The organism is Acrocarpospora sp. B8E8, assembly GCF_039871605.1.
Classification (GTDB): domain Bacteria; phylum Actinomycetota; class Actinomycetes; order Streptosporangiales; family Streptosporangiaceae; genus Acrocarpospora; species Acrocarpospora macrocephala.
Window position 1 is genome coordinate 46,294 of sequence record NZ_JBDPLV010000015.1, and the last position, 24,199, is coordinate 70,492.

Consider the following 24,199-nt stretch of genomic DNA (forward strand, 5'->3'; position numbering starts at 1 on the left):
CCGGCAGGAGAACGAATGACCAACCTTCTCGAACGCGTCCGGCCTGCCCAGGCCGCCGCGCACGCCCGCTCCCGGCGCCGCCGTTCACCCGGCCTGGCCGGGCTCGCCTACGCGGCCCCGGCAGCGGTGATCGTCGCCCTGTTCTTCCTGTTCCCGCTCGGGTTGGTCGTGTGGATGTCGCTGAACAAGTGGCCCCTGCTCGGGCCGCCCACGTTCAACGCGCCCACCAACTACGCCCAGATCGCCGACAACGCGCTCGTTCTGGACGCGGTGGTCTTCACCCTGAAGTACACGGCCGTCGTCACCGTTCTGCTGTTCTCCATCTCGCTCGGGCTGGCGCTGCTGATCCAGAACCGCCGTCCCGGCGTCGGGTTCTTCCGTGGCGCGTTCTTCCTGCCCGCCGCGGTCGGCTGGGCGACGGCCACGCTGCTGTTCTTCGGCCTGCTCAGCGACCAGATCGGCCCGCTGAACGACATCCTCCAGTGGGTCGGCCTGATCGACGCGCCCGTGTCGTGGACGGCCGGGGATCCGGGGCTCGCTTTCGGCTCCACGGTCACCCTGGTCATCTGGCGGTGGGCCGGCTTCAACATGCTGATCCTGCTCACCGGGCTCCAGGCCATCCCCACCGAGCTCTACGAAGCGGCCCGGGTGGACGGCGCGTCCGCCTTCCACGCGTTCCGCCGGATCACGCTGCCGCTGATGCGGCCCACCATCGCGCTGGTGCTCTGCCTGATGATCACCGGTTCGCTGCTCGGCTTCGAGCAGTTCTACATCCTCACCCGCGGCGGCCCCGGCAGCAGCACCACGTCGGTGGTGATGGTCATCGTCCGGGAGGCCTTCATCCGCTTCAACCTGGGCTCGGCTGCGGCCATGTCGGTGCTCGTCCTCGCGGCGCTGGTGCTGCTGAACGCGCTCCAGCTCGCCTTCATCCGGCGGAAGACGTCATGAAACGACCCACGTACTACGTCAGCATGGCCATCCTGTCGCTGTTCTTCGTCTACCCGATCGTGTGGAGCGGCTGGTCGTCCATCCGGCTCGGCGACGCCTTCAGCCTGGACAGTTACCGCAAGCTCGCCGCCTACGGCGAAGGCGTCGGCACCTATCTCACCAACACCGTCATCCTGGTCCTGCTCACCGTAGGTGGCACGCTCATCGTCGCCACCTTCGCCGGGTACGCCTTCGCCCGCTTCCGCTTCCCCGGCCGGGGGCTGCTGTTCGTGCTGATCCTGGCCATCCTGATGGTTCCGTACCCGACCATCCTCATCCCGCTTTATGTGCTGCTGGGCTGGTTCGGGCTCCAGGACTCCCTGTTCGGCCTGGCGCTCGTCATGATCATGTTCCAGCTGCCGTTCGCCGTCTTCATGATGCGCAACGCCTTCGAATCCGTGCCCCGCACCCTCGACGAAGCCGCCATGATGGACGGCTGCGGCAGCTTCGGCGCGCTGGTCAGGGTCCTGCTGCCCGCCGTCGTGCCCGGCCTGGTGACCGTCGGCCTGTTCGCGTTCCTGGCCTCGTGGAACGACTACGTGGCCCCGCTCATCCTGATCAGCTCCAACGATCGCTTCACCCTGCCGGTCGCCGTGGTCAACATGCGCCTGCACAACTTCGGCGCCGTCGATTACCCCACCATGCAGGCCGGCGTGGTGTTCATGGCCTTACCCTGCCTGGCCATCTTCCTCCTCCTCCAGCGCTACTACGTGCGCGGATTCATGTCGGGAGCTTTGCGTGGTTAACCCAGTCGTTCCGTCCAATGGCGTGCTCACCCCCCTCGGCCTCGACGCTGTACGGCTGTCGCCCGGCTTCTGGGGGGACCTGCGCGAACTCAACCAAGAAGTGATCATCGGCCACTGCCTGGACTGGATGGAGAAACTCGGCTGGATCGGCAACTTTCGCGGCGAGCCCGCACGCGGGCGCGAATTCGCCGACTCCGAGGTGTACAAGCTGCTCGAAGGCATGGCGTGGGCGCGTGATCCGCGTTTCGACGAGCTGGCCGAGACGGTGGTGGCGGCGCAGGAGCCCGATGGATATCTCAATACGCGCTGGAGTGGGGATCGGTATCGGGATTTCGAGTGGGGGCATGAGCTTTACTGCTATGGCCATATGATCCAGGCCGGCGTGGCGAGGTGGCGCACGTCGGGGGAACATCCGTTCACGGATACGGTCCGGCGCGTGGCCGATCATGTGTGCCAGCGTTTTATGGACAGTGCCGAGGTGTGCGGGCACCCGGAGATTGAGATGGCGCTGGTCGAGCTTTATCGGGTGACCGGGGCCGAACGTTATCTGGAGATGGCGCGGCGTTTCGTCGAGCGGCGGGGTGGGCCCGCGCTGGCGGAGGTGGAGTTCGGGCGGGCTTACTTCCAGGACGATATGCCGGTTCGTGAGGCGGAGGTGTTTCGCGGGCATGCCGTGCGGGCGATGTATCTGGCCTGCGGGACGGTGGATGTGGCCGTGGAGACGGGGGATACCGAACTGCTGGCCGCTGTTGAAGCGCAGTGGGAGAGGACGATCGCCCGGCGTACGCATCTGACCGGGGGGATGGGGTCGCGGCATTCCGGGGAGTCGTTCGGGGATGATTTCGAGTTGCCGCCGGATCGGGCGTATTCGGAGACGTGTGCGGCGGTCGGGTCGGTGATGTTGTCCCATCGGCTGTTGCTGGCGACCGGGCGGCGGCGGTATGCGGAGCAGGCCGAACGCACGCTGTACAACGTGGTCGCGGCTTCGCCCGCTTCGGATGGGAGGTCGTTCTTCTATACGAATCCGTTGCAGGTTCGGGTGCCGGGGCAGGCGGCGGAAGGCGTGAATCCGCGGGCCGAGGGGGCGTTGCGTGCGCCGTGGTTCGCGGTGTCGTGTTGCCCGAACAACCTGGCGCGGACGTTCGCGTCGTTGCCGGCGTATGTGGCGACGGGGACGTCGGAGGGAATCCAGATCCATCATCCGACCCCGAGCGAAATTTCCCACGATGGGCTGAAATTGCGGGTCGAAACCGGGTATCCGTGGGAGGGCGGGGTCGCCGTGCATGTGGAGTCCGCGCCCGCCGAGCCTCGGCGGATCAGCGTGGGCGAGCACGCGGACCTGCGGGTCTGGGCTCCCGGAGATGTGTTCGCCGTTGATCTCGATGTCCGGCCGCGGTGGGTTCGGCCGGATCCGCGGGTGGACGCGGTGCGCGGGTGCGTGGCGGTCGAACGCGGCCCGCTCGTGTACTGCGCGGAGTCACCGGAGGGTGGGCCTTCCCTGGAACTCGTCCAAGTCGATGCCGAGGTGGCCCCGCAGGAAGACGTTGTGGACGGCGTTGTGGAGCTTGACGTGCAGGCCGCCACCCTCGGGGAGGCCGAGGAGTTGACGTTGCGGCTGGTGCCGTACCACCGGTGGGGGAATCGCGGTCCGGCGACTATGCGGGTGTGGATGCCCGGCATGTGACGACTCCTTGAACCCAAGGAGTAATTCCCGGGGCAAAGTGGATGACGCCGCCCAGATGGGCCGTCACGGGTGTTCGCCGACGAGGTTGTTGATCCAGGAGAGGTGGTCCTGGATGTCGGCGCGTCTGCGGTCGGCCTGCTGGCGGCGGACCTCCAGGTCGCGGGCGTGCTCCTGTTCGGTCACCATGAGGATCTCCGCGGCCCGGCGCAGCCGTTCGCGCAGTTCGAGTTCCAGGTCGCGGGCGCGGGCCTCGGCCTCGGCGATGATCGCCTCGGCCTGCCGCTGGGCTGCCGCGATCACTTCGGCTCCGCCCTGCCAGTTGGGCGCGAGCGCTGTGCTGCACAGGCCGCAGCGCGCTTTCAGCTGCTCGTAGTCCCGGTGCAGGCGGCTGAGACTGAGCTCGATCTCGCCCAGGAACATGTCGACCTCCGCGAGGTCATAACCCTCCCGGAGCCGGCTGGTGGAGAAGACCCGATTGCGGACGTCCTCCGCGGTCAGCACGCGGTCGTATCCCTCGCCCATGACGGTCTCCTTTCGGGAAGCGCTACGACAGTTTCGCCAGCAGGCTGGCGCGTTGCCGTCCGTTCAGGTCGCCGACCGTGTGGTCGGGCTTGATGTCGTTGGAGTGCAACAAGTCGGCGATGTGGTCGTGGTCGTAGCCGGGGTGTCCGTCCAGCAGCCACGCCACCCGGGTCCGCAGGGTCAGCCGATCGGTCCGCGCGAACACCTGCGCCAGGGTCAGCGCGCCCGACGCGAAAGCGGCACGCAGGTGCCTTCTATCGCGAAGCGGAAACAGTGTGGGGGTGGGTGCGGGGGACGGGAACGGGCTCGGCACGGTTCTGGGCCGGGCGATGACCCGCCCGAGCACCTGTTTGTCGCTCAGGTTCGGCTGCCCGGGAAGCCACTGCACGGCGCTGATCGCCAGCGCCACCGTGGCGGCCACCCCGGCCGCGGTCAGCACATGCCGCCTCGGCACCCGGCGATCCTCGTGCCTGCTCGCCGCGAGCCGAACGCCGAGTACGGCCGTACGCAACAGGATTCCGGTCGCCACTCCGAGCAGGATCGGCACGACCTGGCCGGGCAGGGGACTGACCGTGCCGATCACCATCCCCACCACCGGGCTGACACACGCCACCGCCAGCAGCGGCGCCAGGGGCTGCCCCGCCATGTCCAGCAGGGCGACCATGGCCAGGCCTTCGCTGGCCGAATGCACCACCAGCGCGATCACGACCACGGCCGAGGCGCTCAACGCCAGCGTGGCCCCCTCGATCGCGCGGTGCACGGTGAGCGCGGCGGCCGTGCCGAGACCACCGAACAGCGCGGCCCCGGCCCACTCCCGCACCCGCCGATGTAGGCCGGGCGCGTGCCGGGCGCCCGGTCCCGACACCTGCGCATGCTCTTTCCGGGTGAAGTAGGTGACCACCACGAAGCCCACGCTGATCGAAACGCCCATCGCCCACAGCGGCACGCCCTTCTCGACCGACTCCCGCCAGGCGTCGGGCAGCAGGTCGATCAAGGCGGTGACCAGCATCAGCGCCGAGGCTATGGCCAGCCAGACGGTGACCCGGCGGGCATGCCGCCTGGCCATCCACGCGCCCCCGAGGGTGGACAGCGAGACCAGCGCGACGGCCACCCACGCCGCCCCGCCAGAAGATCCTGCTTCCACCTGCGCTCCCCCTTTGCCCAATCCACCTGCGACGATTACTCAGAGTAGATTACCAGCCACTATCTGTTTACACCTCCCGGCGGGTGTCTTGACCGTCCGCTTTGAGGGCGAGGCCGTAGTCATGCCAAACTCGATTTGCTGAGGCCGGAGTATTCCGACATCCTCGGTAGGAAATTCCCCCGCACGTCCCCGGAGGCCACCTTGCCCCGTTCCGCACTGTTCCTGGCCGCCGGTGTCCTCGCCCTGGCGTCGGTCGCCTGCGCGCCCGAGGACCAGCCGTCCACCGCCAGCGCCACCGCCGCCGCGCCCTCCAGTTCGGCGGCCCCGTGCGCGAAGGATCAGCTCAAGCTCATCACGCCGGGCAAGCTCACCATCGGGACGGACAAGCCCGCGTACGAGCCGTGGTTCTCCGGCGACGACCCCGCCAATGGGCAGGGTTTCGAAGGCGCGGTCGCCGCGGCCGTCGCCACCACGCTCGGCTTCACCCCCGCCGAGGTCGCCTGGGAGGTCGTGCCGTTCGACTCCTCGTTCGCGCCCGGGCCGAAGAAGTTCGACTTCGACATCAACCAGATCTCGATCACCCCCGAGCGGGCCAAGGCCGTCGACTTCAGCGACGGGTACTACGCGGTCAAGCAGGCCGTCGTCGCCCTGGACGGGGGCTCGATCGCGGGGGCCACCTCGCTGGCCGCGCTCAAGGGCGCCAAGATCGGCGTGCAGGTGGGGACGACGGCGCTGCAGGCCGTACAGGACGTGATCAAGCCGGACGCCGAGCCGAGCGTTTTCAACCAGCAGATCGACGTGGTCAACGCGCTGAAGAACAAGCAGATCGACGCCATCGTGCTCGACCTGCCCACCGCCTTCTACGTCACCGCCGCCCAGATCGAAGGCTCCAAGATCGTCGGCCAGTTCGCGGCCACCTCCGGCGCCCCCGAGGAGTTCGGCCTGCTCTTCGAGAAGGGCAACCCGCTCGTGAGCTGCGTCAACCAGGCGCTCGGCACGCTGAAGTCCTCCGGTGAGCTCGCCAAGATCGAAGGCCAGTGGCTGACCTCCACGGCGGGCGCCCCCGAACTCTCGTGAGCACCGACTGGGTCAAGAGCGACCGCCAGCTGGCGCGCGAGGCGCTGCTGCGCGCCCGCAGCCGGCGGTCGCTCTCCGCCGCCACCATCTCCACGATCGTCGTGGTCGTGGTGGTGGTCGTCCTGGTCGCCGCCTCGCCCGGCTGGTCGCGCGTCCAGGACATGTTCTTCAACACCGATGTCCTCGTCACCGCGCTCCCCGACGTGCTGCGCGGCTTCCTGCTCAACGTCATGATCTTCATGATCGCCGAGCCGATCGTCCTCATCCTCGGCCTGGGCGTCGCCCTCGTCCGCGGCCTGCGCGCCCCCGTGTTCTTCCCGCTCCGCGTGCTCGCCGTGCTCTACACCGACATCTTCCGCGGCATCCCCGTCATCCTGCTCGTCTACCTGGTCGGCTTCGGCATCCCCGCCCTGCAACTCCAGGGCACGCCCGGCGACCCGGTCACCCTGGGCATCATCGCCCTGGTCCTCTCTTACACCTCGTTCGTGGCCGAGGTCTTCCGCTCCGGTATCAACTCCATCCACCCCAGCCAACTCGCCGCCGCCCGCTCCCTGGGCCTCACCCACGCCCAGACCATGCGGCACATCGTCGTCCCGCAGGCCATCCGCCGCGTGGTCCCGCCCCTGCTCAACGACTTCGCGTCGCTCCAGAAGGACAGCGCACTGGTGGCCCTGCTCGGCCCGCTCGAAGCCCTCCGGCAGGCTCAGATCCACGTCGCCAAGACCTTCAACTACACGCCGTACGTGGGGGCAGCGCTGCTGTTCGTCGCGCTGACCGTCCCATTGGCCCGGTTCACCGACCACCTCGCCGCCCGCGCGGCGCAGCAGCGCGGAGGCGGCTGATGGCCCTGCTCACCATCGACGGCGTCTGGAAGCGCTACCAGCACCACATTGTGCTGCGCGGCGTCGACCTCACTGTCGACCCGCACGAGGTCGTCTGCCTGATCGGTGCCTCCGGCTCCGGCAAATCCACCCTGCTTCGCTGCGTCAACCTGCTCGAAACCGTCGACGACGGCGCCATCTACCTGGACGACCAGGAGATCACCGACGTCCGCGTCAACCCCGACCAGATCCGCCAGCGCATCGGCATCGTCTTCCAGGCCTACAACCTGTTCCCGCACATGACCGTCCTGGACAACATCACCCTCGCCCCCCGCAAGGTCCACGGCGTGCCCCGACCCCAGGCCGAAGCCCAGGCCCGCGACCTGCTCGCCCGCTTCGGCCTGGCCGACAAGTCCGGCACCTACCCCGACCGCCTCTCCGGCGGCCAGCAGCAGCGCGTCGCCATCATCCGCGCCCTGGCCACCCACCCCCGCCTGCTCCTGCTGGACGAGGTCACCTCAGCCCTGGACCCCACCCTCGTCAACGAGGTCCTCGGCATCATCCGCGAACTCAAACAGTCCGGCATGACCATGATCCTCGCCACCCACGAGATGTCCTTCGCCCGCGACATCGCCGACACCATCTGCTTCCTCGACCAGGGCACCCTCCTCGAACACGGCCCCCCAGCCCAGATCTTCGACGCCCCCCAAAACCCCAGAACCCGCGAATTCCTGTACGGCTGACGCCACCGCCCGGGATCTCGGCATTCTGGTGTACGGCGTGCTGGAATGGGGTGATCACGGAGAGTGAGCGAATCGGAGGGGGCAGTGGTGGACATGATGCGGGTGGTTGGGTTTCGGGAGAATCTGCCGGTTGAGGACGCGGAGTGTCTGGTGGATGCGGAGCTGCCGGTGCCGCGGCCGCAGGGGCGGGATCTGCTGGTTCGGGTGCAGGCGGTTTCGGTTAATCCGGTGGATGTGAAGGAGCGGCAGGGGCGGGAGACCCAGGGGGAGCTGCGGGTTCTGGGGTACGACGCGGCTGGGATCGTGGAGGCGGTGGGGAGTCAGGTCGGGTTGTTCGCGCCGGGGGATGAGGTGTATTACGCGGGGTCTATCGGGCGGCCGGGGAGCAATGCCGAATTTCAGCTGGTAGATGAGCGAATCGTCGGGCGCAAGCCGTACATTCTGGATTTTGCTGAGGCGGCGGCGATGCCTTTGACGGCGATTACGGCGTGGGAGACCTTGCATGGCAAGTTTCGGCTCACCAAGGACAGCGGGGGGACGCTGGTCGTGGTGGGGGCGGCGGGAGGTGTCGGGTCGATGGTGTTGCAGTTGGCGCGGCGGCAATGTCCTGATTTGACCCTGGTGGGGACGGCTTCGCGGGCGGAGTCGCGGGAGTGGGCCGAGGCGATGGGGGCGCATCATGTGGTCGATCATCGGGGTGATCTCGCGGCGGCGGTGCGGGCGGTGGCGCCGGATGGGGTGGACTATGTCTTCAGTCCGTATTCGGAGGGGCATGTCGATGCGTACGCGGAGATGCTCAAGCCGGGCGGACAGATCACTGCGATCGACGATCCGAAAGTGTTGGACATCAGGGGGTTGAAGGCCAAGAGCCTGACCTGGCACTGGGAGTCCATGTTCACCCGGCCGTTGTTCGCGCCGCACGACACCACCCAGCATGACCTGCTCAATGTCGTCGCCGAGCTGGTGGACGGACAGCAGGTGCGGAGCACGATGACGCGGCGGCTCGGGCCGATCAGCGCGGCCACGCTCCGGGAGGCGCATGCTCTGGTCGAGGGGTCGGGAATGGTGGGGAAGGTCGTGGTTGCGGGGTGGTGACGTGGGCGACCCGGCAGCAGTGAAAAGGCCGCGCCGCCGTGGAGTTCACAGCGGCGCGGCCGAAATCGCGGGGTGATCAGTCGCCGAGGTCGATGGTGCCGAGGACCGACGGCGGGAGCAGGAGGATCTCCTTCAGGTCGGCGACCAGGCGCTCGTCCGGAGCGTAGATCCACACCTTGTCTCCCCAGCCGGAGAGGTAGGTGTCGCTGCTGAGCTGCAGCTTGATCGGCTTGCCCTTCTTGGGGGTGAGCACCAGGTTCTCGTTGGAGGTGATCCGCCGGATCAGGCCGTCGGTGCCGATCCACAGTTTCCAGTTGAGCTTGATGGCGAACTTGTCGCCCCCCAGCTCCAGGCGGAACACCTCGGCGCCGTTGTACAGCGTGGTCGCCACGCCGTCGACGGTGCCTCCGGCCTTCTTGCCTTGGGCCTTGGCGAGCAGGGTCTTCAGTTCGCGCGGCGAGAGCACGTTGATCGCGGATCCGCCCAGACCAGGCTGGGTGAGCACGTTCTCCGACTTGAGCCAGGTCTTGCCCTCGGGCAGGAAGATATCGGTGATCCCGCCGGTGACGTAGTTGTCGTCCTTGAGGGTGATCGTCTGGGTGGAGCCGGTGATCTTGTCCGGGTCCAGGCCGAGGATTTCGGCGACCTCCTCGGCCGCTTTGGTCATGGTTCCGTAGTCGACGGTGGTGATGATGTTGCTGGCGGCTACCTGGGAGCGGCCGAACTGCAGGTCACCGTACGACCGGGTCTTGATGCCGTAGCTCGGGTTGGTCTTGGAGACGGACGTGAAATGCACGCCGTGTCCGCTTTTTAGCTGTTTTGCCAGTGCGGCGACGGGATCGACCGCCCGTGCCTGCGCGATTCCCGATGTCAGTGCGGCGGTTACCGCCATGCACATGATCACCGTGATCAAACGCCTCATGTGAGGCCCTCCGTGTCAGATCCGGTTTCCCCGTAGATGCCCGCCAACCGGGTATCTTGCGAAACTTTGGCCTACGGGGAAGCGGCTGACAAGCGGTTTCCGGATCTTGCGACCTATTTGAGAGGTACCGGACCCGGCGCGGGGATTTTCACACGCGCCGGGCACCCTATCTGCATATTTTCTTAGCGATTCATTAAGGCAGGGCCACCGCCAAAGGCTTCATGCTGGCGTGGGCAGCGGGACCGCCCACGGGTGCTGGTCGGCGGACACGCCGAGAGGCGTCCGCTTCGGGCCCGCCTGGCCCCATAAGCTGCCGGACATGGGGGGTGATCGCGGTGGCTCTCGATACGGGAGAGGCGGCCGCAGGGTCTGATTCGGTCGCCAGACCGAGACGGCGTTGGGTGACCGTGTTCGTCTGGCTGGTCGTGGCCGTGTTCGGGTTGTGGGCCGCGCTCCGGCTGCTTCCCTGGGACGTGGATTTCGCCTGGGTTCAGCTGGTGGCGTTCACGCCGACGGTCGCCCTGCTTTCCCTGATCGCGCCAATTCTCGCGCTGCTGCTACGGCGATGGATCGCCCTGGCCGCCGGGCTGGCGGTGTGCGCGGTATTCGCGACGGCGGTGCTTCCTCGCGCGTTTCCCGGATCGAACCCCGCCGCATCCGGCCCGCCGCTCCGGGTCCTCGCCGCGAATCTCAAGGTCGGATCCGTTCCCCCGGACGCCCTGATCACCTTGGTCCGCGATCTCCGTCCCGACATTCTCGCTATCCAGGAACTCACCCCGACAGCCGCCGATAATCTTCGCACGGCCGGACTCGGCGAACTCCTCCCCTTCTACGCAGGAGAAGCCCGCGCTGGCGTCGGCGGATCCGGCATCTATTCGCGCCACCCGCTACAACTGACCGACCTCATCGACTTCGGCGGATTCGGCCAGGCCAGGGCGACCGTACAAATCCCCGGCGCCCGCATCGACGTCGTCTCCGTGCACCCCTGCGCCCCCTCGCAGAAATCCCGCTACCAATGCTGGGCGGACGGTCTCACCGCATTGCCCCACCCAGACGACACACCCAAAATCCTCCTGGGCGACTTCAACGCGACCCTCGACCACGCCCGCATCAGAGCTCTCCTCGCCACGGGCTACCAAGACGCCGCCGACACCGCCGCCTCCGGCCTCACCACCACGTGGCCGGCCACCCCGTGGACCTTCCACGGCCTGCCCATTCCATCGGTAACCCTGGACCATATCGTCGTCGACCAGCACACCGCCGTACAGAAATTCAGCACCCACCTCCTCCCCGAAACCGACCACCGAGCCGTCTACGCGGAACTCACCTTCGCCGCGAGATAAATACCCGGTGCCAGTGATGGCACCGGGTATTCGAGGTCAGTGTGAGGCGGGGCACCCATGGACGGCATAAGCGAGGAACTGGGTGACCTCGCGGTCGTCGAAATTGTCGTCGGAGCCCATGACGAGGGTGCATTCGCCGGTGCGGAGCCGGGGTCCCCAGGCCAGGCTCTCCAGGTTCTGGGTCGGCTCGGGCCGGCTGCTCAAGTCGAGCACCAGCCTCTTCTCCACCGGCTGGTACGGCCGGCCATCCGCCAAACTATCCCGGCCGAGCACGTTGGTCGCTCGTCGCAGGTCGATCTCATAAAGCTTGACGCGGTAGTTGACGCCCTCGATCCAGGAACGCTCAAGGGCGAGGTAGCGGAAATCGTCGATGGCCAGGATTTCGGAAACTCCGGTATCGGTGTGCCCTGTCGGCGGAATCGGCGCGGCCGGAAGCGGGTCGAGCGGGTACGCGTACTGCGCGAGCGTACGGCCCCGGCGATTCCACACGGTGATGCGGGCGGGCGCGCCACGGTCGACGGTCGGTGGCAGGCCGTCCTCGAAACGCGGACCTTCGATGACGGCGGCGATGGAATGCGGGGCGAAGGTCAGGCCCTCGAACCCGAAATTGCGGCGAGGTCCATTGTCGGTTCCCGTCAGGTGCAGGTTGGCCGGGATAGGGAGTTCACCGAGGTGCTTGCCATTCGTGTCGGCCCAGCGTACGAACAGATTAGAAATCGGGATATTCGGATTCCTCTCATCCGGGCGGTCGCCTTCATGGCCCCACAGCAGGCTGCGGTTCCAGGGGTTGTACCGGATGGTCTCCGGGTCGGCCGATTCGGCCTGGCCATAGGCCGGGTACGGACTTCCGTCCGGACGCCGGAGGATGGTCACCCCGTCGACGTGCACGCCCGTGAACGCGCCCGTCGTCCGGTTAATGGACAGTCGCCCGGTGTAGAAGCGGGCGGGCTGGTATCGCCAGCGGTCGTCAGCGATGAAGTACCAGGTGCCGGTGCGCGGATCCCGGTCGATACCGGACAGACCACCGAGCGTGGTTCCGTTGACCTGCATCTTGTGAGGCAGCCGCTGCTCACCGAGAAAACGGACGATCCGAAGGCCCGACTGATCGGTGTCCGCCGCGGACACCCCGACATCCATGCCGCCAAAACTGACCGTGGCCACGATCGCCACTGCGATTCTTCCAATTTTCCCCGGAATGTGCACGCGATTCTCCTCGTCCCCGATAATGGATCGGGAATATGAGATCGCGAAGCCGCCCGGATGTCCACGCCAAATGAGCCGATCTTTATTGTCGACGTACGATCCAGCCCGGATTTATCCGTATTTCATACATTGGGAGAAGGTCGTGTCTTCCTAGATAAGGCACACCCAGGAAGACACGACCTTCTCCGGAACGACACCGGCCGATTCGGTTACGCGATGGAGCCCGACCAGAGGTTCTTGGCCGCGCTGTAGACGCCGTAGAGCTCACCGTCGAAGTACGGGGAGACCGAGGTGTCATAGCGGTTGTTGCTGTCGGTGTCGGAGACGCCGATGGTCACACCGTTCAGGTAGCCGAGGCGGCGGGTGTTCTTGTACCCGACCAGCCACGACGAGCCCAGCGCGCCTTCGCCGGTGAAGCTGGACTTGACGCCGATCAGCTCCTCGGCCTTGATGGCCGAAGCGCTCGCCGCGAAGGTCTTGCCGTAGCTCCACTTGAGGGTCTTGCCGGAGTAGGCGTAGTTGCCGTCCGGGTGCGAGCCGCTGGGGTAGCCGAACACGAAGACCGGCTTGCCGACCTTCTGGTTGTAGGCCAGACCCTGCCCACCGACGTTGTCCCCAAGGCGACCGGCGTCAGCGAACTTCCAGACGAAGTAGTACGTCTTGCCCTGCCAGGTGACCTTGTCGATGTCACCGATGAAGGTGTCGAACCCCTTGTACTGGTCGTAGACCTCCTTGGTGACCTCGACCCAGCCGCCGAGCTGGTTCCAGCCCGTTCCGCCGCTGCTGAAGACACCGCTCGGCTTGCTCTTGCCGGAGGTGACCCCGTCATGCGGGGCCTTGAGGCCGTTGTACACGGTGACGAACGCGTAGTCGCGGTCGCCGTCCTCGTACACGTCGTAGTCGTAGTGCGTGAACGCCTGCTTGCCGACGTAGATGCCCCACGGGGTCTTCCCCTGGTAGTAACCGGGGATGAACACCCAGTTGTCCAAGGTCTGGCCGTTGCTCTCGGTGTCGTAGACGGCGTGGCCGGCCGTGGCGACCAGGTTGCGGTACGCGGACTGCACCGAGGTGGCCGTGGCCCAGTGCGGCTTGCCGTCAGTGCCGAGGAAGAACACCTTGCCTGAGGTCTTGGGCAGGTTGACGTTCTTCGACTTCGCCGTCGACTTCTTCTCGTCGCCGATCGCCGGGACGACACCGGGCTTGCTGTCCGCGGCCGGGCCACCGGTCGAGACGTGCTTGGCCACCACCTTGGTCTCCACGTCGTACGGCGTGGCTCCGATCAGGTTGGCGGCGTCGTTGGCATACCAGTACGCGACGATGTTCTTGGCGGCGATGCCGGTCGAGGCCAGGGGAACAGCCTTGACGTCGTCGGCCGCCGAGGCCGGCGGGGTGACGAGGGCGGTGGCCAGCAGTCCGGCCGCGACACCGCCGATGGGGAGGATGCGCTTCATGGGGAGAACTCCTTGGTCTGTCGTGGAACGCCTCATGCGTCCCATGCGTCAGGAAAGGGATCACCGGGAACCTACTCCCCATCCCTCACATTTTCCAAGTGAGTTGGTAGGAAATACGGGTTGGCTACCGAGGCGATGAACATGGGCGGTGCCCTGTCCAGCCAAGAAACGGAAATTCGTAACAGAGCCCGGCAGAGAGTGTGATCTATATCACAAGGCAGGCCTGGTCTGATCAGTCGTTCGCCATGGTGTATTGGCCAGTCAGGCGCTGGGCGATTCGGCGTCGCCGGGACGAAGGAACGTCGGGTGTGCTGGGCTCTGGGGAGATCGGCCCGGGCACTTCGTCCGGGGCGCTGTCCATGAAGAACAATTTTCTCAGCGGCTGGAGGAGGGTGCAGGCCAGCGCCAGCAACAGAAGCGGCAGCGTCATCATCCACAGAGGGGTGAGGATGCCAAGGTGCTCGACCAGAAGTCCACCGATCAAGGTGCCCATCGCCACCGCGCCAAACGAACACAGCCGCGTTACACCGGTGACCCGGCCCAGCTTCTGCGGGTGAACGTAGCGGGCCGCGAACTCTCTGATCGTGATGTTGCTCCGGCCCCCTGCCAATCCCATCAGCAATAGGGCTAGCAGGAAGGACAGCGCGTTCTGGGTGAACAACAGGCAGGCCAGCGCCACCACCCACAGCCACAAGTGGACCAGCAGCATGGAGACGCGGTTGATTCGCTTGGAGGAGTTCACCATGCGCCGTGCCAACCCCTGGGAGGGCGCTGCGATGGCGGATCCGAGGACCCCTCCCAACCCGGTTGCGGCCATGACAATGCCGACCACCAGCGGAGACTCGTTATCGCTCAAGTACACCAGGAAGATCGTCAACACCGCGCTGCACACGATATTGGTGATCACCGTCAACACGGTGGCCGTGAGGAGATAGGGCAGGCGACGCAACTCCGCGAAGCCGCTGGTCGTCTCCTTCAGTACGCGGCGCCTGGACTCTGATTTGGGCGCTTCGATGCCCTGACGGGCCAGTTTGATCACGACGAGAGAGGCGAAGCAGAACATCAGGTTGGCGATGAACGGGCTGATGACGCTTATCCCGAACAGCATCCCTCCGAGGGGGCGTCCGACCATCACGGCCAGATGGATGGCGCTCTCACTTCTTGACAGAGCCCCGGTCAACTCCTTCTCGTTGACCAGCGTAGGCACTCGGGTCGATTCCGAAACCAGATAAAAAACGGACAAAGTGCTTTCAATTGTGACAATTAGAATTAAATGGTAGAGACTCAGTGATTTTAGGTCAATAAAGATAAATATCGACGTTATGAGGCTGAATCTGATCGTTTCGGTGACAATCATGATTCTGCGATGATCCCAGCGGTCCACAAGCGCGCCGGCTGGGATGTGAAAGAGCAAGTTGGGCACTAGCCACGCGAAACTCACCCATGCCGCCGCCGTCGGCGAGTGACCCAGATGAAGGGCGAGCAGGGGGTACGCGACACCCACCATTTGCAGCCCGAACGTCGAAGACGCCGAACTCAGCCAAGTGAACGTGAAGGCCCTGGATAGTGCCGGAGGAGCTTTGATGGACTGAAGCGGTGGCGTCTCGCTGGGTAGAGGGCTCTCGGAGGAGCCGCCTGTCATGGGCTGGGCAGGTGCGGGTGAGCTGAGTCCTGCGTGGTCTGGTGCGGGAGAAACCGTATTCCCGTGTTTTGTCTCATTCGTGCCCGACCCCCCCGGTTGTGACTCTTGAAGGTCAGGTGCCCCGGAGTAGTCCAGGGATTCCCGTTCGGGCGAAGCTGTACGCAACAATGTAGAAGCTTGCCCTTTCCGGTACTCAGCCATCCCCCTTTCGCAGGATGATCAGAGATTGAAAAGCATAGTCCTAGCGCGGACGAACTCATGTGGGAACAGCTGAGGCGATGAGGCGTCTGTCGCACGACGAGCGAGTTCGTAGGATTGCTCCTGATCGCCCATTCGCTTCGCGACCTGGGCGGCGGCAAGCAGGGCAGGGCCGTGGTTCGGCCCCATCGAAGTCGCGATTCTTGCTTCGATCGCTGCGTCGTCCAGTCGCCCGACACCTGCCAGAGCCAGTGCCCGCGCCGCCCGCACGGCCGGATCGGCCAGTACTGTCGGATTGAGTTCCGCCGCGCGAAGAAGATCTTCCAGGGCTGCCGCCGCGTCCTCTCGCTCCGCGCGAATCCGGCCCCGGCTCACCAGCGCGGCCGGGTCGTCGGGGGTGACGGTGAGCACCGAGTTGAAAATCGCGATGGCGGGGTTGAGCTGGCCGATCGCCCACAGCGCGTTGGCGAGTTCCCGTTTGATTGAAGGCTCGCTGGGGAGGCGGGCCACCGCAGCCTGGAGTTCGTCGATGGCCGGCCCGAACTGCTGCCGTTCGATGAGAATCTTCGCGACCGCGGATAGCAGGCGGGCCACCGCGCTGGGCAGCTGTAGCGCTTCAAAATGCTGCGCGGCCTGCCGGAAGCGGGTCAGCGCCACATCGGGCTGGTTCTGAAACTGGGCCAGGTTGCCGAGCAGCGACAGGGTCTCGGCTCGAGTCCGGGCGGCGTTGGCGCCGTCGGCGTCCGAGGTCCTGCGCAGGGCCTCCAGGGCGTATTTCTCCGCCGGCATGAACTCACCCGTCGCGAGCGCGGATTCGGCCGCTTTCAAGAAGTCGGCCCCGCTGAGGGCGGTCGGCCCGGTGGGAACGTGGGCGTCTGGATCTATGGAGGAATCGTGCAGGATCTTGACCGCTTCTATCAGGCGGTCGTGCTGGAGTTCGTACCAGCGGGATCCGGCGCGCTCCTCGGCCCGCAACACCCGGCGTCGTTCGAGCGCCTGGGCGATTTCATTGGGCATGCCGCCGGTCTCGCTCAGCCCTTCGTACGCGGTTCCTCGGGTGCCGTGTTCGGTGACGAATCGGTCGTACAGCCATTTGCGGAGAACTTCTTCGGGGATGCCATGGTCATCCGCGACGGCTTTGACCATCCGCGCGCAGAAGCTGGTCAGCGCCTTGGCCACGTCGCCGTACTCGTCGATATGGGACAGCGTGATCTCTTCTGTGTCTGCGGGGAGGTCGTCCCATAGCTGCGCGCAGACGATCTGAATCTGCCAGGGTTCCACGGAGTCGAGTTCGATGCTGCGCCGCTCACCCAGGACGTTGAACGCGTGCACGGTGCTGAGGTCGCGAACCAGTTGCTCCGCCACCTGGGGGGCGAATCGCCGTGCTGTTCCGGCCAAGGGGCCCGTCACCGCACTGAGCGCCGCGTCGACGCTGAGCGGGGACAGGCGCAGTCGGGCCCGCGAGTGTCCCGCCAGGTCGGCCTCGCGCGGGAGCAGTTCGGCGATCGCGTCCTCGCGGATGGAGACCAGCAGCCGGAGGTTCGGGATCTCCTTGGTCGCGTCGCCCAATTGGTCGAGGAACGCCTCCCGGTGCTTGCGCCACGGCGAAGGAGAGTTCAGGACCTCTTCGAACTGGTCGATCGCGGCGAACACCGGAATGTCGTCGCCGTAGCGATCGGTGCGCCTGGGCCGGCTCCGCAGGAACTGCGAGACCGTGAGCTCGGAAAGCCGGCCCGGCGAATCGGCGGGCGACCATGAGGAGAGCAGGCAGAATGTGTACGGGTTGTGGTGGGAGGGCGTCGGGAAAGGTGTCCCAGGAGAGGCGCGCCCGGTCGGAAGTATATCGAGGTGGTCATCCTCAAGAAGAGGCATGGTCCCCGCGTGTAACAGCGACGACTTCCCGATTCCCGATGGCCCGTAGAGCACGACCAGGCGGTTGCTGCGCCACAGATCGGACAGCTCGCGCGATTCCCGGCCACGACCGAAGAACACCTCGCGATCACTACCCGCGAACGCTCGGAGCCCAACATACGGGTTCTCCCTCACCGATGTCATCGGCCCCACCCCATGCGGGTGCGCAACTCGCTACAGAAGTCTTCGACTTTACCCCAGTATACGGATATATTCCATCGGCCGAAGAATTCGGTCAGATAATTCTGCGCGCTGTCGCTTGCGCCGTCGCGAACGGTCGGCGGGAGGAGTTGCACGCTGATGTGCCTGCGGTGGTGCACGGCGGAGACCGTCTTCAGCAGTCCTTGGAACAATACGGCGAACGACCAGTCCTGCAGGCTGTAACCAATGAAGAGCAGGGGACGGGTGGTGAGGGCGGGGAGCAGCGCCGATGGAATCATCGCGTGGTCATCACTGGCGTGGTCCATGGATAGGCTGATCAGGAATTCGATGTAGTCACTTTTGCTGAGCACCAGGGAACTGGGGTCGGCCATGTTCCCGTGCAGATGGAAGACTACCGGTTCGCCCGGGCTGGGAATTAATTCAGGCCCGAAAGTTCCGTTCTGTCGATACCGGTTCACATGCCAGGGGCACGAGAGCGCGGTCGGCTGCTTTCCCGCACGTTTGAGCGCTTCGACCATGAAATCGTCATAGTTCGTGGTGAAGTAGACCGGTATCGGAAATCTCGCCATCACCGCGTGGGCCTCCACGTCCGACGAGAAATCGGGTCGTCCCCGGGCGGTGAGCTCCTGGATCACCTGCTTCTTCACATAGATGGGATCGCCCTGGGTGATCATGGCGTAGTCCATGACCTCGGGCAGCAGGTCGCGGGCCTTGAACGGGTATCCCAATCGCTTCGCCCAGTCCTCACTGAGCTCGCTACCGGTGGGCAGGGTTCCCCGGCTGACCCCAGCGCCGAGAAAAGGAGTGCAGTCGCCTGTGGTCAGCCCGTCGATGAGCCGGTTCCAATCGACCTCACGCATACGACCTACCGCCCCGGTCCATGACGGCGAGTCTCGCCGACGTTGGATGGTACCCCCGATACGGGATTATTTCCCAGGACGGATGGTTTGGGCGGGGCCCTTGCTACAGGGCTGCCTGGAATCGGGACAGCGGATCCTCACGCAATGCCGCTTCCGCTACTACACGGCTGATCGCCTTGCTGAGAACACCGTGATCAAGGGCTGCGAGTTCAGTCAAGGTCATCTTTTCGGTGTCCAGAAGCGCGGTGTGTTCCGTCATTCGGAGCCCTCCCGGGATCGGCCTCTCGCGTGTCGCGTCACCCTTGTTAATAGAGGAGAATGCGTGCTAAGTCCATAGCCGCTCAACCTAAGTCCATTGGGCCCCTCGACGGTCGCGATCTAATCCGGTTTAGGGTTGGCCGAATTTATTTCGTGTTTCGGGCGGCGGTCGATTGTGCGTTAGCATCGCTGAAGTGTCGCCCAGTTACCCGGAGGCGTTTGTGGTCGATTCTGACACGCAGGGTAAGGGTCCGGCGGGAATTGGTTTTTCTGCACCCGAAGTATGGGGGAACGTTCCGCAGCGAAACACCAGTTTCACGGGCCGGTCGGAGTTGCTTGATCAGCTCCGCGAGCATCTCACCGGGCAACGGGACGCTGTGGTGCTTCATGCGCTGCAGGGATATGGCGGCGTGGGCAAGACCATGCTCGCGATCGAATATATCTATCGTTACTCCCGGGACTACGAAGTCATCTGGTGGGTCCCATCGGACCAGCAAGCCCTGATGCGAAGCGCGCTCGCGGCGCTGGCGCCTCGGCTGGGCATTACCGGTCTTCCGCCGGACAAACTCGATGAAGCGATCGGTGCGGTGCGTGACGCTCTCAGGCGCGGCCAACCGTATGGGCGATGGCTGGTGGTCTTCGACAACGCCGACCAGCCCGAGGATCTCAAGGAGGTGCTCCCGCACGGCACCGGGCATGTGCTCGTCACGTCACGCAACCACCGCTGGAAGCAGTCGGCCAAGACGCTCGAAGTCGACGTGTTCATGCGGGAGGAGAGCCAGGAGTTCCTGGGGCGGCGGGTGCCCGGCATCAGCGAGGCCGATGCCTACCGCTTGGCCGAGAGCTTGGGAGACCTGCCGCTCGCCCTCGAACAGGCCGGCGCGCTGATGTTCGAGACGGCCATGAGCGTCGACACCTATCTGGACCGTCTGTCCGAGGAGGCCGGCAAGGTCCTCGGGCAGGGCACCGTGCTCGACTATCCGGTTCCGATGGCGGCGGCGTGGAGCATCTCACTCCAACGCGTGCGCGACCAGATGCCATCAGCCATGGCTCTGCTGCACCGCATCGCCTACTTCGGCCCTGAGCCGATCCCGCTCGATCTCATCAATCTCGGGCGTTTCGTGCTGGCCCCGTCGAATCTGCGCGACACGATCCGCGATCCGTACCGGATGAGCGACGTGGTTCGTGAGATCGGCCGTTACGCTTTGGCTCGCCTCGACAACCTGCGCCGTACGCTTCAGATGCACCGGATCATCCAGGCGCTCATCCGGGAGGAACTGAACGAGAAGGAGCAGGAGACGGCGCGGCACGATGTTCACCTGCTGCTCGCCGCCGCGGACCCGGACCGGCCAGACGACTACGAGGCATGGGAGGACTACGACAACCTGGTCGCCCACGTCGGCCCCTCGGCCATTATTGACTGCGATGACCCCGACGTCCGCAGGCTCGCCACGAATGTAGGCCGCTTCCTGTTCGTCAAAGGTGACCTCAAGGCGTGTGAGGCATGGCTGAGCCGTGCCCTGGACCAGTGGACGGACAAGTTCCCGCCAACCGATCTGCACCTGCTGATCGTTAAGCGGTTGCTGTCCACACTGCTGAACGCGTTAGGCCGTTTCGACGAGGCGTTCGCTATCGGAGAAGACGCGCTCGGCCTGCTTCGGCAGGAGCACGGAGAAGAGCATGACGAGACGCTGATCATGCTCAACGTGCTGGGCGGGATCCTCCGCCAACGCGGCGAGTTCGTCCGCGCGCTGGAACTGGACGAAGGGTCGGTGCCGCTGCACACCCGGGTGTTCGGCGGCCAGCACCCCAACACCTTCCGAGCCACGAACAACTTCGCCATCGACAACGCGCTGGCCACCCGATATGAGGAGGCCCTCCGGCTGGATGAGGCGATCTACGAAGGCCGGCTGAACCACTACGGCAACGACGGTCACTACCAGGTGGCCTTCAGCCGGAACGCGATCGCCCGCGATCTTCGCTTGCTCGGGCGTTATGCCGAGGCGCGTTCCGAAGGCGAGCGAACCTTCGCCACCTACGCGGATATCGTCCGGCAGAAGACGCTCATCGAAAATCACACCGATGTGCTGCTCCAGGCCCGGGAACTGTCGGTGGCCCGGCGTAAGGCCGGCGCCTTCGACGAGGCCATCGAACTCGCTAGGACCGTGTTCCATCGTCACCGCGACACCTACGGGGAGGATCACCCCGGCACGCTCGCGGCGGCGGTGAGCCTGGCGAATGCGCAACGGCTGGTTGGAGATCACGCGCGGTCCGCTGAGTTCTCCGCGGACACCTCGGCTCGGTATGCCAAGACGCGAGGCCCTGACCACCCCTTCACCCATGGCTCGGCGCTGAACACCGCCATCGCTCATCGCCTGCTCGGTGAGCCACTGAAGGCCAAGAAGCTCTTCGAGAGCGCTTTGGCAGGCCTGACACGAAGCCTGGGCAAGGAACACCACTACACCTTGACCTGCATGACGAACCTTGCCAGCGTGCTGGCGGATCTAGGGGACATCGCGGAGGCGCGACGCCTGGGCGAGGAGAGCCTGGAGCGTTTCCGCAACGTGCTCGGCCTGGACCATCCGCACACGCTCGCCTGCCAGGCCAATCTGGTGCTCGACCTCAACGCGCTGGGAGAGACCGAACGGGCGGCCGAGCTGAAGGATGACGCGATCAAGCGATTCACCCGTGCGCTGGGCGATGACTATCCAGATGTGCTGGCCGTTCAGCGCGGGTTACGGCTCGACTTCGACTTCGAGCCGCCGAACGTCTGATCGCTGTTTCCGGGCGTTCGTCAGATGTTGCGCTCGGCCCAGCGCTTCTGGTGTTCCAGCGCGGCCTCATGCGCCCGGCGAGCCGCGGCGAAGGGGACGTCGTCGTCGCGCCAGCCGTCGATGGCCGTCGCCATCCCGCTGACGAACGCGTCGCCGGCCGGGGTGAGCATCCCGCAGACGCGCAACGTCTCGATGACGTCGATCGTGTGCTGCCGCCAGCGGGCGTACTCGGCGTGCGCGTGCAGCGCTTCCTCGCCCTGATCGAGAAAACGCTGGACTCGCCAGAAGGCGGCCACCGCGAGGTGTGCGTAGGCGCCTTGGAGGAGAGCCATCAGGGGACGGGGATCTTCCCGCCAGGGGGCGTACCAGAGCGGGCGGTCGACGTGGTCGTGGGCCTCGGTGAGCGGGATGAGATCGAGGAGGGCCCAGAGCTTCGAGTGCTGGACCTCATGGGACAGCAGCGAGGCCAGCATCCGGCCGTTCGGCGGGAGCGAGCCCGCGAAGGCGCCGAAGGCATAGCGTGACGTGGCACTCGTCGGCCTGCCTGCCGGGCGGGACAGGGGGACGAAAGTGGTCACTCCCCCGAGCACCTCCTCGGCGTACCACGGATGGTGGTCCTTCAGCAGGACCCAGGCTTCGGTCAGCGCCTGCTGCCACTGCTGTACGGTGCCGGGTCGCTGGCGGGAGGCCGGCCAGCCTTCAGGAAGCCGGAACGGGTCGATGTCATCGAGCAGCACGTGAAATGTCTCGTTCCGGTGCGTCGTCGACAACCGGCGCAGGCCCATCCAACCCTCCGCGTAGTGCTCCGGGTTGCCGGGCACGGATGCCGACATCCCGCCGCTCCAGAGCTGGGCGCCGTCGGCGTGCGTGCTCACCGTTACCCGGGTGGTGGTACGGCGTGGCACGCCGTACACGCGGGCGACTCCGAGCGAGGGCAGGACGAGGCGGCCATTGGGGACCGTGACCTCGAGCGTGGTGGTGGCGCCCGCCCGGATCGCGGCTGCCAGGGCCAGGCCCGGCAGGTAGGCGAAGGAGAGTGGGCCACCGGTCTTGGACGGAAGGACGCGGAGCAGCATGCGAATCGCCCACGTCCCGACCGACGGGTAGGTGAGCACTGCCTCGACTGCTTCTGGAGCATCCTTCTGCAGGCCGGCGAGCAGGTCGTAGGCTTCGGCGAGTTCCCAGGCCCGCTCGTGGCCCATGCGCTCCGCCGTGACGACCACGTTCCGGACCAGGAGCAGATGCTTGCTGCGTTCCGCCTTGGCCAGGAACTGCATGGCGCGCCTGCCACCCGCACCGGTGGCGAGTTCGGAGAAGACGTCGCCGGGGACCGTGTATGGGCGGGTCAATGTGCCTGCCCTTTCGGTAGATCGCGCTGGATTCGTGACCGTACGTGGTGGATCAGGCGATAGAGATCGGCGCAGTAGACCGATGGATTCAGATGCCCGGTGCCCGGGCGATATCGGTGCGCGTAGAGGCCCCCGCCGCAGATTGTGCTGAATCTGCACGCGCGACACGTTTCGGAAAGGCCTTCGAGGCCGAGTTGCCGGGCGGCCACGCCGGGATGGTATAGGGCGCGGTCGAGGTCATGGTCGGTGATGTTGAGTCCCGTCACCGCCGCGCCCGGGCCGACCACTTTGAGGAAATCGGATTGCTCGATGGTGCCGTCAGTCTCGATCACCAGCAGCGTCGAGGGGGTGAGGCCGATGGTTTCGATCCCGGAAGCGCCGCCCAGAAGCAGATGAATGATCTCCTCGAAGAGGCGGATTCCGGTGACGGGCCGCCCCTGGCCGTACCAGTGGTCGAAAACGGTGATCAGCCAGTCCGCGTACGGCGCCGCCGACGTGTCCGGGGACTGGCCGGGGGGTGGTTCCGCCCAGGTGCCGTGCGGGAGAAGCAGGTCGATCTTGGGTGGCCGGAAGGACGCCAGTGACTCGTAGATTTCCACCGGGTCGTTGGCGAGATCGATGGTGCACAGGATGCCGCCATAGACGGAGCGGTATTCCGGACGGCCCAGAAGTTCGAGTGCCCGGGCCACGGCCCGGTAGGAGCCGTGCCCTCCGACGGTCTTGCGATGGCGGTCGTTGACCTCTTCTCCGCCGTCCAGGCTGACCCCGACGCGCACGCCCTGGTTCGCGAACAGAGCGAGATAATCCTCATCAAGAAGGACGCCGTTGGTCTGCATGCTGAATTCGACGTCCACATCCGGCGCGGCGGCGCGCATCGTGGTGATGGTCTCGGAGAGCCGGTCGCGACCGGCGAGGAGCGGTTCTCCGCCGTGCAGGATGACCTGTACGGCCGGAATACGATGACGCGCGGCGTGTTCGGCGATTCTGCGCGCCGCGACCGCGACGATCTCCGAGCTCATCACCAGCGGCTGGCCACGCCAGCTCTGGTCGGCCAGCGTGTACACATAGCAGTAGTCGCAGGCAAGATTGCATCGACTGTGCACTTTGAGGATGAACTGCCGGAAGGGTTTCGGCTGCCATCCGGCGGCGAGCAGCATTCCGACATCGAGAGTGGCGGGCCACTCCGGCAACGCTCTTCGCTGTGGTCCCTCGATGTCGTTGCTCACGCTGGGACACTCCTGGACCAGCCCGGCATTCACTGCGATTAAGGCTATGCTAACGACGAAACCAGAAACTTAATACTCCCC

The 24,199-nt window shown here is 65.7% G+C and carries 20 protein-coding genes; 9 read left to right on the top strand and 11 right to left on the bottom strand.

All coding sequences use genetic code 11. The features are described 5' to 3' along the window. Window positions 1-15 precede the first annotated feature (15 nt). The 3 genes from ABGB08_RS16835 to ABGB08_RS16845 are packed head-to-tail and all read left to right on the top strand — an operon-like array spanning window position 16 to window position 3,417. Window positions 16-948: a sugar ABC transporter permease gene (locus tag ABGB08_RS16835; RefSeq protein ID WP_347591247.1), complete on the top strand. Its 933-nt coding sequence runs from the start codon at window positions 16-18 to the stop codon at window positions 946-948. After that, window positions 945-1,733: a carbohydrate ABC transporter permease gene (locus ABGB08_RS16840; protein ID WP_347591249.1), complete on the top strand. Its 789-nt coding sequence runs from the start codon at window positions 945-947 to the stop codon at window positions 1,731-1,733. Before ABGB08_RS16835 ends, ABGB08_RS16840 begins: the two co-directional genes overlap by 4 nt. Then, window positions 1,726-3,417, top strand: a complete 1,692-nt coding sequence (locus ABGB08_RS16845) for a beta-L-arabinofuranosidase domain-containing protein (RefSeq protein ID WP_347591251.1) — start codon at window positions 1,726-1,728, stop codon at window positions 3,415-3,417. The genes ABGB08_RS16840 and ABGB08_RS16845 overlap by 8 nt, the downstream gene beginning before the upstream one ends. A 63-nt stretch (window positions 3,418-3,480) precedes the next feature. Here the strand turns inward: ABGB08_RS16845 and ABGB08_RS16850 are convergent, their stop codons facing one another. Together ABGB08_RS16850 and ABGB08_RS16855 are read right to left on the bottom strand one after the other, a co-directional pair. Further along, window positions 3,481-3,939, bottom strand: a complete 459-nt coding sequence (locus ABGB08_RS16850; protein WP_347591253.1) for a DivIVA domain-containing protein — start codon at window positions 3,937-3,939, stop codon at window positions 3,481-3,483. A 22-nt stretch (window positions 3,940-3,961) separates the two neighbouring features. Further along, window positions 3,962-5,083: a hypothetical protein gene (locus tag ABGB08_RS16855; protein WP_347591255.1), complete on the bottom strand. Its 1,122-nt coding sequence runs from the start codon at window positions 5,081-5,083 to the stop codon at window positions 3,962-3,964. 201 nt (window positions 5,084-5,284) lie between these two features. On the opposite strand from ABGB08_RS16855, the gene ABGB08_RS16860 reads away from it, so the two are divergent. The 4 genes from ABGB08_RS16860 (at window position 5,285) to ABGB08_RS16875 (ending at window position 8,819) form a co-directional block, all read left to right on the top strand. Then, window positions 5,285-6,160 (top strand): ABC transporter substrate-binding protein, encoded by an 876-nt coding sequence (locus ABGB08_RS16860; RefSeq protein WP_347591257.1) that lies wholly within the window; start codon window positions 5,285-5,287, stop codon window positions 6,158-6,160. After that, window positions 6,157-7,002: an amino acid ABC transporter permease gene (locus ABGB08_RS16865; protein WP_347591259.1), complete on the top strand. Its 846-nt coding sequence runs from the start codon at window positions 6,157-6,159 to the stop codon at window positions 7,000-7,002. The genes ABGB08_RS16860 and ABGB08_RS16865 overlap by 4 nt, the downstream gene beginning before the upstream one ends. Further along, complete coding sequence (locus ABGB08_RS16870) at window positions 7,002-7,724, top strand: amino acid ABC transporter ATP-binding protein (protein ID WP_347591261.1); 723 nt, start codon at window positions 7,002-7,004, stop codon at window positions 7,722-7,724. Before ABGB08_RS16865 ends, ABGB08_RS16870 begins: the two co-directional genes overlap by 1 nt. 63 nt (window positions 7,725-7,787) lie before the next feature. Further along, a complete protein-coding gene (locus ABGB08_RS16875; protein ID WP_347591263.1) occupies window positions 7,788-8,819 on the top strand; it encodes a zinc-binding alcohol dehydrogenase family protein in 1,032 nt (343 codons plus the stop codon). Window positions 8,820-8,895: 76 nt separating this feature from the next. Here the strand turns inward: ABGB08_RS16875 and ABGB08_RS16880 are convergent, their stop codons facing one another. Next, window positions 8,896-9,741 carry a hypothetical protein gene (locus tag ABGB08_RS16880; protein WP_347591265.1) on the bottom strand — a complete coding sequence of 282 codons (846 nt, stop codon included), beginning with the start codon at window positions 9,739-9,741 and terminating at the stop codon, window positions 8,896-8,898. Between the two features lie 401 nt (window positions 9,742-10,142). Between ABGB08_RS16880 and ABGB08_RS16885 the strand changes: the two genes are divergently transcribed. Continuing rightward, window positions 10,143-11,084, top strand: coding sequence for an endonuclease/exonuclease/phosphatase family protein (locus tag ABGB08_RS16885; RefSeq protein ID WP_347591267.1), 942 nt, complete (start codon window positions 10,143-10,145; stop codon window positions 11,082-11,084). Between the two features lie 36 nt (window positions 11,085-11,120). On the opposite strand, the gene ABGB08_RS16890 is transcribed toward ABGB08_RS16885, so the two are convergent. The 6 genes from ABGB08_RS16890 to ABGB08_RS16915 all read right to left on the bottom strand — a co-directional run bounded on the left by ABGB08_RS16890 (window position 11,121) and on the right by ABGB08_RS16915 (window position 18,770). Beyond that, window positions 11,121-12,254 carry an esterase-like activity of phytase family protein gene (locus tag ABGB08_RS16890; protein ID WP_347591269.1) on the bottom strand — a complete coding sequence of 378 codons (1,134 nt, stop codon included), beginning with the start codon at window positions 12,252-12,254 and terminating at the stop codon, window positions 11,121-11,123. Between the two features lie 242 nt (window positions 12,255-12,496). Continuing rightward, window positions 12,497-13,738 (bottom strand): hypothetical protein, encoded by a 1,242-nt coding sequence (locus ABGB08_RS16895; RefSeq protein WP_347591271.1) that lies wholly within the window; start codon window positions 13,736-13,738, stop codon window positions 12,497-12,499. Between the two features lie 232 nt (window positions 13,739-13,970). Continuing rightward, on the bottom strand, window positions 13,971-15,581 hold the full coding sequence (locus ABGB08_RS16900) for an MFS transporter (protein ID WP_347591273.1): 1,611 nt from the start codon (window positions 15,579-15,581) through the stop codon (window positions 13,971-13,973). Between the two features lie 18 nt (window positions 15,582-15,599). Beyond that, a complete protein-coding gene (locus ABGB08_RS16905) occupies window positions 15,600-17,633 on the bottom strand; it encodes a tetratricopeptide repeat protein (RefSeq protein WP_347591275.1) in 2,034 nt (677 codons plus the stop codon). After that, on the bottom strand, window positions 17,630-18,511 hold the full coding sequence (locus ABGB08_RS16910) for an SIR2 family protein (protein WP_347591277.1): 882 nt from the start codon (window positions 18,509-18,511) through the stop codon (window positions 17,630-17,632). Before ABGB08_RS16910 ends, ABGB08_RS16905 begins: the two co-directional genes overlap by 4 nt. A gap of 103 nt (window positions 18,512-18,614) precedes the next feature. After that, window positions 18,615-18,770 (bottom strand): hypothetical protein, encoded by a 156-nt coding sequence (locus tag ABGB08_RS16915; RefSeq protein ID WP_347591279.1) that lies wholly within the window; start codon window positions 18,768-18,770, stop codon window positions 18,615-18,617. A 220-nt stretch (window positions 18,771-18,990) separates the two neighbouring features. Between ABGB08_RS16915 and fxsT the strand changes: the two genes are divergently transcribed. Then, window positions 18,991-21,543 carry an FxSxx-COOH system tetratricopeptide repeat protein gene (gene fxsT, locus ABGB08_RS16920; RefSeq protein WP_347591281.1) on the top strand — a complete coding sequence of 851 codons (2,553 nt, stop codon included), beginning with the start codon at window positions 18,991-18,993 and terminating at the stop codon, window positions 21,541-21,543. Window positions 21,544-21,563: 20 nt separating this feature from the next. On the opposite strand, the gene ABGB08_RS16925 is transcribed toward fxsT, so the two are convergent. Both ABGB08_RS16925 and ABGB08_RS16930 read right to left on the bottom strand, forming a co-directional pair. Next, the gene (locus tag ABGB08_RS16925; protein WP_347591283.1) at window positions 21,564-22,892 is read right to left on the bottom strand and encodes an HEXXH motif domain-containing protein; all 1,329 of its coding nucleotides are present in this window, start codon (window positions 22,890-22,892) and stop codon (window positions 21,564-21,566) included. Then, a complete protein-coding gene (locus ABGB08_RS16930; protein ID WP_347591285.1) occupies window positions 22,889-24,118 on the bottom strand; it encodes an FxsB family cyclophane-forming radical SAM/SPASM peptide maturase in 1,230 nt (409 codons plus the stop codon). The genes ABGB08_RS16925 and ABGB08_RS16930 overlap by 4 nt, the downstream gene beginning before the upstream one ends. Window positions 24,119-24,199: the final 81 nt, after the last annotated feature.

Excerpts from the sequence above, each read along its gene's own strand:
- ABGB08_RS16835 (WP_347591247.1), top strand. The coding sequence starts at position 16 with ATGACCAACCTTCTCGAACGCGTCCGGCCTGCCCAGGCCGCCGCGCAC.
- ABGB08_RS16840 (WP_347591249.1), top strand. The coding sequence starts at position 945 with ATGAAACGACCCACGTACTACGTCAGCATGGCCATCCTGTCGCTGTTC.
- ABGB08_RS16850 (WP_347591253.1), bottom strand. The coding sequence starts at position 3,939 with ATGGGCGAGGGATACGACCGCGTGCTGACCGCGGAGGACGTCCGCAAT.
- ABGB08_RS16870 (WP_347591261.1), top strand. The coding sequence starts at position 7,002 with ATGGCCCTGCTCACCATCGACGGCGTCTGGAAGCGCTACCAGCACCAC.
- ABGB08_RS16880 (WP_347591265.1), bottom strand. The coding sequence starts at position 9,741 with ATGAGGCGTTTGATCACGGTGATCATGTGCATGGCGGTAACCGCCGCA.
- ABGB08_RS16895 (WP_347591271.1), bottom strand. The coding sequence starts at position 13,738 with ATGAAGCGCATCCTCCCCATCGGCGGTGTCGCGGCCGGACTGCTGGCC.
- ABGB08_RS16900 (WP_347591273.1), bottom strand. The coding sequence starts at position 15,581 with ATGGCTGAGTACCGGAAAGGGCAAGCTTCTACATTGTTGCGTACAGCT.
- ABGB08_RS16905 (WP_347591275.1), bottom strand. The coding sequence starts at position 17,633 with ATGACATCGGTGAGGGAGAACCCGTATGTTGGGCTCCGAGCGTTCGCG.
- ABGB08_RS16910 (WP_347591277.1), bottom strand. The coding sequence starts at position 18,511 with ATGCGTGAGGTCGATTGGAACCGGCTCATCGACGGGCTGACCACAGGC.
- ABGB08_RS16915 (WP_347591279.1), bottom strand. The coding sequence starts at position 18,770 with ATGACGGAACACACCGCGCTTCTGGACACCGAAAAGATGACCTTGACT.